Origin of the sequence: Nocardioides sp. Leaf374 (assembly GCF_916862475.1) — a bacterium.
In the GTDB taxonomy this organism is placed as follows: Bacteria; Actinomycetota; Actinomycetes; order Propionibacteriales; family Nocardioidaceae; genus Nocardioides; species Nocardioides kribbensis.
On record NZ_CAKASO010000064.1, the window covers coordinates 1 to 12,914 of the forward strand.

General features: G+C 76.4%; 13 protein-coding genes, 1 tRNA gene and 1 pseudogene. 9 read left to right on the forward strand and 6 right to left on the reverse strand.

Going from position 1 to position 12,914, the window contains the following annotated elements:
• The first annotated feature begins 114 nt into the window (after positions 1-114).
• The 5 genes from LPA27_RS18455 (at position 115) to LPA27_RS18475 (ending at position 4,149) form a co-directional block, all read left to right on the forward strand.
• A complete protein-coding gene (locus tag LPA27_RS18455) occupies positions 115-372 on the forward strand; it encodes a hypothetical protein (RefSeq protein WP_228943396.1) in 258 nt (85 codons plus the stop codon).
• A complete protein-coding gene (locus LPA27_RS18460) occupies positions 369-1,781 on the forward strand; it encodes a ferric reductase-like transmembrane domain-containing protein (RefSeq protein ID WP_228943398.1) in 1,413 nt (470 codons plus the stop codon). The genes LPA27_RS18455 and LPA27_RS18460 overlap by 4 nt, the downstream gene beginning before the upstream one ends.
• 4 nt (positions 1,782-1,785) lie before the next feature.
• The gene (locus LPA27_RS18465; RefSeq protein ID WP_228943400.1) at positions 1,786-2,298 is read left to right on the forward strand and encodes an FMN-binding protein; all 513 of its coding nucleotides are present in this window, start codon (positions 1,786-1,788) and stop codon (positions 2,296-2,298) included.
• Entirely contained in the window at positions 2,295-3,092 is a 798-nt protein-coding gene (locus LPA27_RS18470; protein WP_228943402.1) for an FAD:protein FMN transferase, read from the forward strand. Before LPA27_RS18465 ends, LPA27_RS18470 begins: the two co-directional genes overlap by 4 nt.
• Positions 3,093-3,177: 85 nt before the next feature.
• On the forward strand, positions 3,178-4,149 hold the full coding sequence (locus tag LPA27_RS18475) for an aldo/keto reductase (RefSeq protein ID WP_056864240.1): 972 nt from the start codon (positions 3,178-3,180) through the stop codon (positions 4,147-4,149).
• A 22-nt stretch (positions 4,150-4,171) separates the two neighbouring features.
• Here LPA27_RS18475 and LPA27_RS18480 read toward each other — a convergent pair whose 3' ends face one another.
• A complete protein-coding gene (locus tag LPA27_RS18480) occupies positions 4,172-5,800 on the reverse strand; it encodes an LCP family protein (protein ID WP_228943404.1) in 1,629 nt (542 codons plus the stop codon).
• A gap of 171 nt (positions 5,801-5,971) precedes the next feature.
• Here LPA27_RS18480 and LPA27_RS18485 point away from each other — a divergent pair, with 171 nt between their 5' ends.
• Complete coding sequence (locus tag LPA27_RS18485) at positions 5,972-6,271, forward strand: DUF3072 domain-containing protein (RefSeq protein ID WP_056903923.1); 300 nt, start codon at positions 5,972-5,974, stop codon at positions 6,269-6,271.
• Between the two features lie 90 nt (positions 6,272-6,361).
• Here the strand turns inward: LPA27_RS18485 and LPA27_RS18490 are convergent.
• A tRNA-Ile gene (locus LPA27_RS18490) sits at positions 6,362-6,435 on the reverse strand.
• Positions 6,436-6,570: 135 nt separating this feature from the next.
• Here LPA27_RS18490 and LPA27_RS18495 point away from each other — a divergent pair.
• Positions 6,571-6,864: a Dabb family protein gene (locus LPA27_RS18495; RefSeq protein WP_056864237.1), complete on the forward strand. Its 294-nt coding sequence runs from the start codon at positions 6,571-6,573 to the stop codon at positions 6,862-6,864.
• An 18-nt stretch (positions 6,865-6,882) separates the two neighbouring features.
• Here LPA27_RS18495 and LPA27_RS18500 read toward each other — a convergent pair whose 3' ends face one another.
• The 4 genes from LPA27_RS18500 to LPA27_RS18515 form a co-directional block, all read right to left on the reverse strand.
• Positions 6,883-9,090 (reverse strand): alpha-galactosidase, encoded by a 2,208-nt coding sequence (locus LPA27_RS18500; RefSeq protein ID WP_228943406.1) that lies wholly within the window; start codon positions 9,088-9,090, stop codon positions 6,883-6,885.
• Positions 9,091-9,190: 100 nt separating this feature from the next.
• Positions 9,191-9,559, reverse strand: coding sequence for a hypothetical protein (locus tag LPA27_RS18505; RefSeq protein ID WP_156697872.1), 369 nt, complete (start codon positions 9,557-9,559; stop codon positions 9,191-9,193).
• 34 nt (positions 9,560-9,593) lie between these two features.
• On the reverse strand, positions 9,594-11,129 hold the full coding sequence (locus LPA27_RS18510) for a sensor histidine kinase (protein WP_228943408.1): 1,536 nt from the start codon (positions 11,127-11,129) through the stop codon (positions 9,594-9,596).
• Positions 11,126-11,809 carry a response regulator transcription factor gene (locus LPA27_RS18515; protein WP_228943410.1) on the reverse strand — a complete coding sequence of 228 codons (684 nt, stop codon included), beginning with the start codon at positions 11,807-11,809 and terminating at the stop codon, positions 11,126-11,128. The genes LPA27_RS18510 and LPA27_RS18515 overlap by 4 nt, the downstream gene beginning before the upstream one ends.
• 180 nt (positions 11,810-11,989) lie before the next feature.
• Here LPA27_RS18515 and LPA27_RS18520 point away from each other — a divergent pair, with 180 nt between their 5' ends.
• A complete protein-coding gene (locus LPA27_RS18520) occupies positions 11,990-12,352 on the forward strand; it encodes a hypothetical protein (protein WP_228943412.1) in 363 nt (120 codons plus the stop codon).
• A 112-nt stretch (positions 12,353-12,464) separates the two neighbouring features.
• Positions 12,465-12,914: pseudogene (locus LPA27_RS18525) on the forward strand (hypothetical protein); the annotation flags it as partial.

Sequence of the window (12,914 nt, forward strand, 5' to 3'; positions counted from 1 at the left end):
CCACCCCTTCGACGTCGTCGGCTGGGACGGCTGCCTCTATCCCTACACGTTCAACGTCGAGGACTACATGCCGATCAGCTGCTGCTGCTGGGCTCAGCCGCGGGCGGCTTCGCGGTGGGCCGGGCGACCGGGCCCGACGGCGACCGCACCGGAGTGCCGGGCGCGCCGTCGGGCCACGGACCCGGCGACGGCGACGGCGACGACCGCGGCTTCCCCGCTCAGGGTGGCCCCGACGGCGACGGCCCCGCGGGAGGGTTCCCCGCCGCACCCGACGGCACCGCTCCCGACGGCACCGCTCCCGGGGAGACCGCGCCCGACCCCGCCGTCCCCGGCGCGACGACCGACGACGACGCGAGCGGGTCGGCCACGTGACCACCCTCGCCGCTCCCCCGGCGCCGCACGGGGCCCCGAGCACGTCCGCGGCGCTCGACACCGGTGCCGCGCGCGTCGACGCAGCGGTCCGGACCTCGGCCGTGGCGGCGCTGTGGCTGAGCCTGCTCGTCGTCACCTACTGGTGGGTCGCCGGCGGAGGGGTGCAGGACCTCGCGGGGTGGGAGACGGGTCTGCTCTCCAGCGGCCGCCTCGCCGGGCTGGTCGGCTCCGACCTGCTGCTCGCGCAGGTGCTGCTCATGGCGCGACTGCCGTGGCTCGAGCGCGCTTTCGGCCAGGACCGACTGGCACGGCTGCACCGCGTGGTCGGCTTCGTGTCCTTCGACCTCGTGCTGGCCCACGTCGGTCTGACCGTCTGGGGCTACGCCGCCGGGGACCTGCTGGCCACCCCGGCGACCGCCTGGGACCTCACCGTCGACTACCCGGGCATGCTGCTCGCGCTCGCCGGCCTGGTCTGCCTGGTCATGGTCGTGGTGACCAGCATCCGCGCGGCCCGCTCCCGGCTGCGCCACGAGTCCTGGCACCTGCTGCACCTCTACGCCTACCTCGGGGTCGGGCTCGCGCTGCCCCACCAGCTGTGGACCGGGCAGGAGCTGCTCGCCTCGACCGCGGCCACCGTCTACTGGTGGAGCGCCTGGGCGGCGGCGGCCGGCGCTGTGCTCCTGTGGCGCGTGGCGCTGCCGCTGTGGCGCTCCTGGCGCCTGGAACTCCGGGTCACCTCGGTGGTGGCGGAGGGCGACGCCGCGGTGTCGGTCTACCTCACCGGACGCCTCGACCGGCTGCGGGTCGAGGCCGGGCAGTTCCTGCTCTGGCGCTTCCTGACCGGCCCCGGCTGGTCGCGCGCCCACCCCTACTCGCTCTCGGCCGCTCCTGACGGGCGCAGCCTGCGCCTGACGGTCAAGGCGCTCGGCGACGGCAGCGCCGCCGTCGCCTCACTGCGCCCGGGCACCCGCGTGCTCGTCGAGGGGCCCTTCGGGCGCCTCACCGCGCGTGCCCGCACCCGCCGGGGCGTGCTCCTGGTGGGGTCGGGCGTGGGCATCACCCCGCTGCGCGCGCTGGCCGAGGGGCTCGACCAGACCCCCGGCGACGTGGTCGTGCTCCACCGCTACGACCGGGAGCCGCTGCTCGGCGCCGAGCTCGCCGTGCTGGCCCGTGAGCGCGGCCTGCGCCTCGTGGGGCTCCCCGGCCCCCGCCGGGCTCCCGGCTCCTGGCTCGGCGACGGCGTGCCGCCCGTCGACGACACGACGGCCCTGCTCCGCCTCGTGCCCGACGTCGCCGAGCGCGACGTCTTCGTCTGCGGCCCCGACGGCTGGAGCGACTCCGTCCTCGCCAGCCTGCGCGCCGCGGGCGCGCACCCCGACCAGCTCCATCTCGAGACCTTCCGGTGGTGACCCGATGAGACGCATCTCCCTGTGGGCCCTCAGCACGCTGTCGACCGTCGTGCTCCTCCTGGGCTACCGCACCTCCCTCCAGGGCCCCAGCACCACCGCGGCCCTCCCCTCCTCCAGCGCCACGACCACGAGCACCGCCGGCGCGACCACGGGCGGGACCACGGGCGGGAGCACCACCGGTGGGCCGACCGGCGCAGGGGCGGGAGGCGGCGACGCCGGCTCGGGCGGCTCCGGTGGGTCGAGCACGGTGACCGGCAGCGTGGTGCAGACCCAGTGGGGGCCGGTGCAGGTGCAGCTCACGGTGGACGGCGGCGGCGCGATCACCGGGGTCGACGTGCTGCAGTACCCCTCCGGCAACGGTCACGACCAGGAGATCAACGCCTACGCGCTGCCGGTGCTGGTGCAGGAGACGCTCGACGCCCAGAGCGCCGACATCGACATGGTCAGCGGCGCCACCGTGACCAGCCAGGGCTACGTCGGCTCGCTGCAGGACGCACTCGACCAGGCCGGCCTGTGAGCGCCCCCGCGGCCACCGCACCCGGCCCGACGCGCCGCCACGTCGACCACGTCATGGGCCTGCCGGTCAGCCTCGCGCTGCGGGGGCCACACGCCGCCGACCCCGACGACCCGGCCGCGCTCGAGGCCTGGTCGGCGGTCATGACGAGCCTGCGCGGCAGCGACGCGCTGCTGAGCACCTGGCGCGAGGACTCCTGGGTGTCGCGGCTGGACCGGGGCGAGGTCTCCCTGGCGCAGTGCCCACCGGAGCTGGCCGAGGTCCTCGCCCTCGGGGAGGACGCCACCCGCGACTCCGGCGGCGCCTTCACGCTGCGCCTGCCCGACGCCGTGGGCCGCGTGCGTCTCGACCCGACGGGCGTGGCCAAGGGCTGGGCCCTCGACCGGGCGGCCCGCGCGCTGGAGCCGCTGGTGGGCACCGACTGGTGCCTGTCGGGCGGCGGCGACGTGCTCTGCCGCACCCGGAGCCGGCGTACGCCGCTGTGGCGGGTCGGTGTCGAGGACCCGCGCGACGCGTCGCGGCTGCTCGCCGTGGTGCCGGTCGGCAACGGCGCGGTCGCCACCTCGGGCACGACCCACCGCGGCGCTCACCTGCTCGACGGGCGCACCGGCCGCACGGCCCGCGGGGTGCGGCAGGTGACGGTGGTGGCCCCGACCCTCACCGAGGCCGACGTCGACGCCACCTGCGCCTACGCCCTGGGCCCCGACGCGCTCGCGTGGCTGCGGCAGCGCCCCGGACGCTCGGGGCTCGTGGTCCACGACGACGGCACCACGAGCACGTTCGCCACCCCGCGCTGACCACGCAACACCCGTGTCCCACCCGCGTCCCACCCGCACCGCATCCACACCGGGCCGGCTTGGGGGCCCGTCGCAGGATGGGCCCATGCGCTACACACGACTCGGCAGCAGCGGCCTCGAGGTCTCCGTGGTCACCCTCGGGTGCATGAGCTGGGGCGACCCGTCGCGGGGCGGTCACCCGTGGGTGCTCGACGAGGACGCCGGCCGCGCGATCATCCGCGACGCCCTGGAGGCGGGCGTGACGGTGCTCGACACCGCCAACGTCTACTCCGGCGGCTCCAGCGAGGAGATCACCGGCCGCGCGGTGCGCGACTTCGCCCGGCGCGAGGACGTCGTGCTCGCCACCAAGGTCCACGGCCGCATGCGCCCCGGGCCCCACGGCGCCGGCCTCTCGCGCGGTGCGATCCTCCACGAGATCGATGCGTCGCTGCGCCGCCTCGGCACCGACTACGTCGACCTCTACCAGATCCACCGGTGGGACCCCGAGGTGCCGATCGAGGAGACCATGGAGGCGCTCCACGACGTGGTGCGCTCGGGCAAGGCGCGCTACCTCGGCGCCTCCTCGATGTACGCCTGGCAGTTCGCGAAGGCCCAGGAGGTCGCGCGCGCCCACGGCTGGACGCCCTTCGTGTCGATGCAGGACCACTACAACCTCCTCTACCGCGAGGAGGAGCGCGAGATGCTCCCCCTCTGCGCCGACCAGGGGGTCGGGGTCATCCCGTGGAGCCCGCTGGCCCGGGGCCGGCTGACCCGCCCCTGGGACACCGAGACCTCCCGCACCGAGACCGACGAGTTCGGCGGCACGCTCTACCGCGACGAGGATGCCGACATCGTCGCCACGGTGCTCGCCCTGGCCGAGCGACGCGGCGTCGCGCCGGCGCAGGTCGCGCTGGCCTGGCTGCTGCACCAGCCGGTGGTCACCTCGCCGATCGTCGGCGTCACCAAGGCCCACCACCTCACCGACGCCGTGGCCGCGGTCGACCTCGAGCTCAGTGACGAGGAGCTCGACGAGCTCGGCTCCGGCTACGTGCCCCACGCGGTCGCCGGGCACCGCTGAGGGCCCGCCGGGACCGCTCGGGTCAGTACGCCGCGGCCGTGTCGGTGCTGCTGGTCGCGTCGGTGCCGTCGGCGGGCGCGTAGGCGCAGGAGTCCTCGGGGTCCTCGGCCCGGCCGGGGTCCTTCTTGCCCAGCCCAGGTCGCGAGCGCGGCTCGAGGGCCTTGGCCACGACCTGGCGCATGTAGTCGAAGTCGGGGTCGCCGGAGAAGAATCGCTCGGAGGGCCGGAAGACGACCGACTTGACCTTGGCGTCCTTGACCTTCAGGGCGAGGTCGAGCAGCGCCGGCACGATCCGTCGCGGGATGTCGGTGGAGACGATCTCCTGCCCGGTCTCGGCCAGGGTCTGGTAGCGCTGCAGCACGGTCATCGGGTCGGCGGCCTCGATGATGGCGTCGACCGCGCAGCGCTGGCGGTCCATGCGCTCGTAGTCGTCGGAGCCGTAGCGGCCCCGGGCGAACCACAGCGCGTGGAAGCCGTCGAGCTCCTGGTCGGGGCCGGGGTCGATGTAGTCCACCGGCGGGATGCCCAGGTCGGTGTTGCCCTGGATGGCGACCGGCTCGTTGACGTTGACGGTGATGCCGCCGATGGCGTCGACGACGTCCTCGAAGCCCTTGAGGTTGACCAGCAGGTAGTAGTCGACCGGCACCCCGAGGCTGCCCTCGACGGCCTGCTTGAGGGCGTCGGCACCCTCGTTGTCGCTCGTGCCGAGGACGCCCGGGTGACGCTCGGGGATCTGGCCGTAGATGGCGTTGAGCATGTAGAAGCCGTCGTCCTCGGGCCCGCTGAAGCCGGTCGGGTAGAGGTCGTGGAGCGGGCTGTCCTCGGGGAACTGCGCGTTCATCAGGTTGCGCGGCAGGCTCACCGTGACCGCGCGGCCGGTGGTGGTGTCCATGCTCAGCAGGATCACGGTGTCGGTGCGCACGCCGGTGCGGCCCTCGCCGCCGTCGCCGCCGAGCAGGAGCACGGTCACCCGCTCCCGCCCGCCCCAGGGGTCCTCCTCGGTGACGTCGGTCGGCACGGTGGCGCTCTCGTTGCGGTCGTCGTCGAAGACGGTGCCGACCAGCCCGGCCTGCACCTGGGCGTAGCGCGCCGCCACCGCGAAGGGCGCACCGATCGCGAGGCAGAGCACCAGCACGAACCCGTGGCCGACCGCCGTGTGCCACCGGGGTCGGCTCGGGGGCCTGACCTGGCGGTAGGTCAGGTAGACCACGGCCACCCAGGTCGCGAGGCCGAGCACCAGCACGACCGCGGCGATGGTGAGGCGGGTGGGGTCGACGGCGAAGGCGAGCAGGGCGCGCAGGTCGCGCCCGACGTACCACGCCGCGCCTCCCAGCAGGGCCAGCACCGGCAGCAGCACCAGGGCCCCGAGCAGGCGGCGTCCGGTGTAGAGGAAGCCGGCCCCCGGCACGAGCGCGCCGAGCAGCGTCACCCCGAGCGTGCCGGGCAGGCCCGCGGCGCGGCGCCGGCGCCGGTCGGCGCGGGCGCCGCCGCGTCGGCGGGCGGGAGGCGAGGCGGAGGGACGGGCCCGCCGCGTGCGCCGGGCGAGGGCCGGTCGGCTGCTGGCCCGCCGGCGTCCGCGTCGGGGCGCCTGGGTCGACGGGGACCCGGGGTGGGCGGGCCCGGCACCGGGCTCACGTGACACGTCCTCCACGCGGCGCCTCTCCCTCGGTCCGGTCGGCCTGCTCCTGTCGGGTCGGTGCATCGGCACGGCTCGCACCACCCCCGGCGGAAAATAGCACCCCGCCCGATCACCCCGCCGGGGTCGACGCCCTCACCCGTTCGGGGTCTGGGGTCCGCCGGCGCCCCGACGTAGCGTGGGCCCATGACCTCATCGAACATGTCTTCGAACGACCAGGCTCCCGAGCAGGGCACGGAGCAGACCCCGAGCGGCGTGCCCGACGGCGAGGTCCTGGGTGCCGACAACCCCAGCCCGACCAACGCCGAGAAGGACCCCAACGACTGGGTGACCGGCGACGAGCCCATCACCGGCGCCCAGAAGAGCTACCTCGACACCCTGGCCCGCGAGGCCGGCGAGACGCTTCCCGCCGACCTGACCAAGGCCGAGGCCTCCGAGCACATCGACCGGCTCCAGGCCTCCACCGGGCGCGGCGCCGACAGCTGAGCCCACCGCGCCGCCGAGGCGGCGCAGCGTCTCCGTGCCGCAGCGGCGGCGGAGCCCCCGGGACCTCACGGTCCCGGGGGCTCGCTGACGTAGGGCGGGTGGGGCTCGAACCCACGACCCAAGGATTATGAGTCCTCTGCTCTGACCGGCTGAGCTACCGCCCCACGGTGCGGACGGTCGAGGATCGCACCCGTCCAGCCGCGCACTCTACCGACGCCGCGCTCCCGCCGACGTCAGGTGCCCCGCCCGGTCCGGGGGCCACGCCAGGCCCGGACCACCGCCCCTGCTTCGATGGGCCCATGATCCGCAACGTGGTGGTGGGAGTGCTCCGGGACGACGCGACGCGCGAGCAGGCGCAGGCCGCGCTCGACGCGATCGCGGCGCTGCGCGTCGAGGGGGTCGCGTTCGAGATGCGCACCGGTCTCGACCTGGGCCTGCGGGAGGGCAACGCCGGCTACGTGCTGACCGCCGACTTCGCCGACGCGGAGGCCTACCGCGTCTACGACCTCGACGAGGAGCACAACCGGATCCGCCGCGAGCTGTTCGCGCCGATCTCGAGCGAGATCCGCCGCATCCAGTTCGCCCTCGACTGACCCCCCTCCCCGCACCGGCTACCCGACGCGGCGCACCTCGATCAGCACGAGGTGCTCGGGGTCCTGCGCCGGAGCCTGCACCCCGACGGTGTCGAGCACCCGCCCGGTCAGGCGCACGCCGGTCGACCACCACGGCAGCGGCGAGTAGCCGGGGCCGTGCACGACGTCACCGGGCGCCAGCGCCGCCACGTCGTACGTCGACGCCGCGTCGAGACCGGGCAGCGTGACCGGGCCGGGCGGCCACGTGGTCGGCCCGGCGGTCGCGACGACGGCGTAGACCGCGTGGTCGGCCGCGGGCGAGACGATCCCGTGCACGAGCGTGGCGGGGTCGGGGTGGTCGGAGCGCACCGTCGTGCCGGTGGCCAGCAGCGGGCGCAGCCGCCGGTGCAGCGCCACCCACGCCGCGAGCTCCTCGCGCTGCGCCGCGGTGGCCTCGCGCAGGTCCCACTCGATGCCCAGGTGGCCGAAGAGGGCGGTGCCGGCGCGGAAGGACAGGTCGTGGGTGCGTCCGGTGGTGTGGGAGCGCGCGGAGCCGATGTGGGCGCCGAGCAGCTCCGGGGGCACCAGCAGCGAGGTCCAGCGCTGGATGCCCTGGCGCTCGAGGGGGTCGATGCAGTCCGAGGCCCAGACCCGGTCGGTGCGCTCGAGCACCTCGAGGTCGATGCGGCCACCGCCCGAGGAGCACGACTCGATCTCGATGCCGGGGTGCCGGCGGCGCAGCTCGTCGACCAGCGCGTAGAAGGCCAGCGTCTGGCGGTGCACCGACGCCGCGCCCGCGGGGCCGCTGCCGGCGTCGACGAGGTCGCGGTTGTGGTCCCACTTCAGGTAGGCGATGTCGTGCGCGGACAGCAGGGCGTCGAGGCGCTCCAGGACGTGGGCGAAGGCGTCCGGGTGGGCGAGGTCGAGCACCTGCTGCTGGCGCGAGGCCACCGGCACCCGCCCGCCGGTGCCCAGCACCCACGCGGGGTGGGCGCGGGCGAGGTCGGAGTCGAGGTTGACCATCTCCGGCTCCACCCACAGCCCGAACTCCATGCCCAGCGCGCGCACCCGCCCGATGAGCGGATCGAGGCCGTCGGGCCAGACCGTGGGGTCGACGTACCAGTCACCGAGGCCGGCGGTGTCGTCGCGCCGACCGCGGAACCAGCCGTCGTCGAGCACGTAGCGCTCCACCCCGACCCCGGCGGCCAGCTCGGCCAGCTCGGTGAGGACCTCGAGGTCGTGGTCGAAGTAGACCGCCTCCCAGGTGTTGAGGGTGACCGGGCGGGGGCGCCTCGGGTGCTGCGGGCGCGAGCGCAGGTGGGTGTGGATACGTGCGGTGACCTCGTCGAGGCCGGTGCCGTGGCTGCCGTAGAGCCACGGCGAGGCGTAGGACTCCCCCGGCGCCAGCCGGACCTCGCCGGGCAGCAGCAGCTCGCCGCCACTGACCAGCGTCACCCCGGTCGTGGCCCGCTCCACGCGGCTGCGGTGGTCGCCCGACCACGCGACGTGGGTGGCCCACACCTCGCCACGGCGGAAGCCGAAGCCGGGCTCGCCGACGGCGGTGAGCAGGGTGGCGTCGGTGCCGGTGCGTCCGCGGCGGCCCTCGCGCACGTGGGCACCCACGGTGACCGGGCGCCGCTGGGGGCTGCGCTCGCGTGCGTGGCGCCCGGTGAGGTCGAGCAGCTCCCCGGCCCGGGTCGGCACGGGCAGCGCCGGCTCGAGCGCGTCGAGGCGGTAGTCGCCCTCCCCCGTGCTGGTGAGCGTGGCCCGGGTGCGCAGCAGCCCGCTGGCCAGCAGCTCCACCTCGAGCAGCACCTCCAGCCCCGCGACCGCGTCGACGAGCTCGTACGTCGCGCTGCCGCCCAGCGCCGCCGGGTCCGGCGGGTCCGCCGGGTCCGGCGGGTCCGCCGTGGTGGTCGACACCGCGCGCACCCGCAGCACGGGCGACCAGTCCGCGCCGTCGGCGCGCGAGCCGCGCAGGCCGGGCGTGCCGGGCCAGCCCGAGGCGTGCTCGGGCAGCAGGCCGACCGGGCGCAGCTCGTCGACGGTGTTGGGGGTCAGCTCGCGGTGCCCGGCACGCACGACCTCCCCGCGGGCCGCCTCGTCGAGCGGACCCAGGTCGGCACCCCAGTGGGCCACCCACGGCCCGCCGTGGTCCGCGTCGGGGTGGTGGGCCAGCAGCACGCTGACCCCGGCTGCCCGCAGGTGCAGGGTGGTGGGCGCGCCCACGGCGCGGTCGTCGGTCACGGTCGCCTCCTCGTCGGCGACAGACGCTAGCGGCCACGCCGGGCCGGCGGGCGCGCGGTCCCGGTGCGACGCGCCCGCCCGCGGGACCGGCCCGCGACGCTCAGGCGGCGCGTCGCCCGTCGACGACCAGGGCGACCGTGTTGAGCGCCGCCCAGCCGAGGGTCACGGCCATCACCTTGCCGCGCACCTGGGAGTCGGGGGCCTTGGCGGCGAGGATCGCGCAGTCGCCCAGGTCGCCGACGATGCGCAGCAGCATCGCGGTGCGCACGACCTTGTCGGAGCGCCCGAGTGCGCCGGCGGCGCTGATGCCGAGGTCGCGGACACCGTAGGTGCGGGCCAGCACGTCGTAGCCGCCCCGCTCGGAGCGGCCGGCCTGCATGGCCGAGCCGAGGTGGTCGGGCTTGAGCAGGGCGAAGGCGCCGTAGCCGGCGGTGGCGGTGGACATGAGGCGGCTCAGGGGATAGCTCATGCCTCCGGTCTACCCCGCGCCGGGGCTCCCCGGCTCACCCGCGCGGGGTGGTCCCCGCACCCACGGGCCCGTCCTCGGTCGCTCCCGCGGGCAGGGTCAGCCGCATCCGGGTGCCCGCGGCGCCGGCGGGCTCGCGGCAGACGAGCTCGCCGCCGTGGGCGCGCGCCAGGCCGCGCGCGATCGACAGCCCGAGGCCCGAGCCGCCCGCCCGCCGCTCGCGGGCGGGGTCGAGGCGCACCAGCCGGTCGAAGACCCGCTCGCGGTCGGCGGCGGGGATGCCCGGGCCGTCGTCGACGACCTCCAGGACCGCCGCGTCCCCGTCGTAGGACGAGCGGAGCTCGACCTGACGCGCGCCGGCCTGCACGGCGTTGTCGACGAGGTTGCCCAGCACCTGCACGACCCGGTCGCGGTCGGCGGCGGCCACCACCGGGCCGCCCGCCACCCTGACCACCGCCGGGCCGGGCCGCGGCGACCTCGCCACCTCCTCGGCCACCGACCGCAGGTCGACCGGGCCCGTGACCAGGGCCAGACCGCGGTCGATGCGCGCCATCAGCAGCAGGTCGTCGACGAGCCGGCCGGCGCGCTGGGCCTCGCGGATGAGGTCCACCAGCACCTGCTCGCGCTCCTCGCGCGGCGGGTCGGTGCGCAGCACGTGCTCGGCGGCGGCGCGGATGCCGGTCACCGGGGTGCGCAGCTCGTGGGCGGCGTCGGAGACGAAGTCGCGCAGCCGGGCCTCCGAGTCGACCGCGCGGGCCTCGGCGCCCACCACCTCGTCGAGCATCTCGTCGAAGGCCAGCGCCGTGCGGCCGAGGTCGGTGCCGGGCGCGGTCGGGCGCAGCCGGCGCCCGCGGTCACCGCGGGTGATGCTGCGGGCCACGTCGGTGATGCGAGGCAGCGGCCGCAGCGCCCCGCCCACCACCAGCGGCACGACGAGGGCGGTGGCGAGCAGCACCGCCACCGCGGTCACGAGCAGCACCAGCCTGACCTGGGCGACGGTCTCGCGGACGTCGCTGGCGTCGGCGAGCAGCAGCAGCGTGCTGCCGTCGGCGAGGCTGCGCGAGACCGTGAGCAGGTCGCCGCTCTCCTGCACCGCGGGGGTCGCGCCCGGCGGGTCGGGCGGACCCGGGTCGCCCCGCAGCGGGCTGGGCACCGTGGCGGGCTCCGGGGGCCCGCCGTCGACCGGCCCCTCGCCCCCACCCGAGCCGCCTCCCGTGCCTCCGGAGCCTCCTGTGGCCTCCTCGCCGTCCCCCGGGGCCACGCCGGCCGCCCCGGCGAGCGGACCCTCGGCGTAGACCTCGCCGTCGGCGGTGCGCACGACCGCCGACACCCCTTCACCCTCCAGGCGGCGGGCCAGGTCGCGGTCGTCGACCTCACCCACCAGGGCGTCGGCCACGCCCGCGCGCTCGACGAGGCGCTGGCGCAGCTGGTCGTCGAGCCGCTCGCGCAGTGCCAGCTCGGTGGCCGCGACCAGCACCACCAGCAGCACGGCCACGAGGGCCACCACGACCAGCGTCACCCGTCGCCGCAACGACGGGGTGCGCAGGCCCGGCGCGCCACCGGTGCCGCTCACCGGGGCGCCCGCAGCACGTAGCCCAGGCCGCGCTCGGTGTGGATGAGACGCGGTCCGTGGACCTCCAGCTTGCGGCGCAGGGCACTGAGGTGCACCTGCACGAGGTTGTCGGCGTAGTCGTCGTAGCCCCACACCTGGCTGAGGATCTGGGCGTTGGACAGCACCCGGTCGCGGTGGCGGGCCAGGTGGGCCAGCAGCCGCAGCTCGGTCGCGGTGAGCGCGACGTCGTGGCCGCCGCGCGTGACCCGCGCCGCCTCCTCGTCGACGACCAGGTCGTCGATCTCGATCGTGGTGGCCACGGCGCCGGTGCGGCGCAGCACCGCCCGCACCCGGGCGAGCAGCTCCTCCACCACGAAGGGCTTGGCCAGGTAGTCGTCGACGCCGACCTCGAAGCCGCGCAGGCGGTCCTCGACGGCCTCGCGGGCGGTGAGCATCACCACGGCGGCGTCACTGCGCCGTCGCACGACGCGCACCAGCTCGGGGCCGTCGCGCCCCGGGAGCATCCAGTCGAGCACCACGAGGTCGACGCGGTGCGCGGCCAGTTCCTCCTCGAGCGCGCCGCCGTCGGCCAGCGCACGCACGGCGTAGCCCTCCGAGCGCAGCGACCTCGCCAGCGACTCGCGGATGACGTCGTCGTCCTCCACCACGAGCAGGCGGGCGGCGGCGTCACGTATCGGCACCTCGACAGTGTGCCGTCGCCGACCTGAAGACCACCTCAAGAACACCGCGTGCGGTCGCCGTCTTGAGGTGGCCCGCAGGTACGCCGCCCAGAGTCGACCCCGGCGGCCCCCACCAGGGGCCCCGACCGCCCGGCCCACCGGCCCGGCGCGTCCCGGCCGTCCTCGACCCCAGGAGTACCCGTGCCACACCTCTCCGTCCCGGTCCCGTCCTCCCTGGTCCCGACCTCCCTGGGCCTGGTCGACCTGCTGGTCGCCCTCGCCGTCCTGCTCGCCGTGGTCGGCGCCCTGCGCACCGGTCGCGGACTCGTCCCGACGCTGCTGTCCGCCGTCGGCGCGGGGCTCGCCGCCCTCGCCGTCGCGTGGGTCGTCACCTCGGTCCTGAGCACCTGGGGGCCGCCCCGCGTCGCCCAGGCCGTCGACCGCAACGCGTTCGCCGCGGCCCTGCCCGCGCCCGACCGTGCCCTCGCCGAGCTGCACGAGCTGACCGGCGGTGGGCCCGGCCCCGCGGGCGACCGCGACGACGCACCCGGCCCACGCCCCTGACCGACCGGCCTCCCCTGACCCGTCCCGACCCGTCCCGACCCGTCCCGTCCCGACCCGTCCCCGATCCCTGCACCGACGGCCGACCACGGCCGCGACACCGAAGGAGCACCCCATGACCCACCCCGACCAGCCCCGCCCGCACGACCCCCGCGACCCCGACCGGCGCGACCGGAGCGCCGCGGACCCGCACGACGACACCCGGCCACTGAGCGTCGGCGCCTGGTCGGCCGCGAGCCACCCCACCGCGCCGCCCCCTGCACCGGGTCGCGAGGAGGTCTCCGCTGCTCGCGCCGCGGACGTCGCCGGCCCGCCGCGGCCCCGCCGCCCCCGTCTCCTCGCCGGACTGGCCGCCGGCGCCGTCGCCGGCCTCGTGCTGGGCCTGGGGGTGCCGGCCCTCGCCGGGGGCTCCGGCTCGGGCGGCGGAGACGGTGACGCCGGCACCGCGAGCGCCACCACACCCGCGGTCACCCCCGGCGCCACCGGCGCCGACGCCGGCACCAGCACCGACGCCCCCGGCACCGGCACGGCGACCCCGCCGCAGGATCCCGGGGCCGGTGCGCCG

Bases quoted from the DNA above. Each gene is read 5' to 3' on its own strand.
- LPA27_RS18485 (WP_056903923.1), top strand. From the start codon at position 5,972: ATGACCTCATCGAACATGTCTTCGAACGACCAGGCTCCCGAGCAGGGC.
- LPA27_RS18495 (WP_056864237.1), top strand. From the start codon at position 6,571: ATGATCCGCAACGTGGTGGTGGGAGTGCTCCGGGACGACGCGACGCGC.
- LPA27_RS18505 (WP_156697872.1), bottom strand. From the start codon at position 9,559: ATGAGCTATCCCCTGAGCCGCCTCATGTCCACCGCCACCGCCGGCTAC.
- LPA27_RS18475 (WP_056864240.1), top strand. From the start codon at position 3,178: ATGCGCTACACACGACTCGGCAGCAGCGGCCTCGAGGTCTCCGTGGTC.
- LPA27_RS18465 (WP_228943400.1), top strand. From the start codon at position 1,786: ATGAGACGCATCTCCCTGTGGGCCCTCAGCACGCTGTCGACCGTCGTG.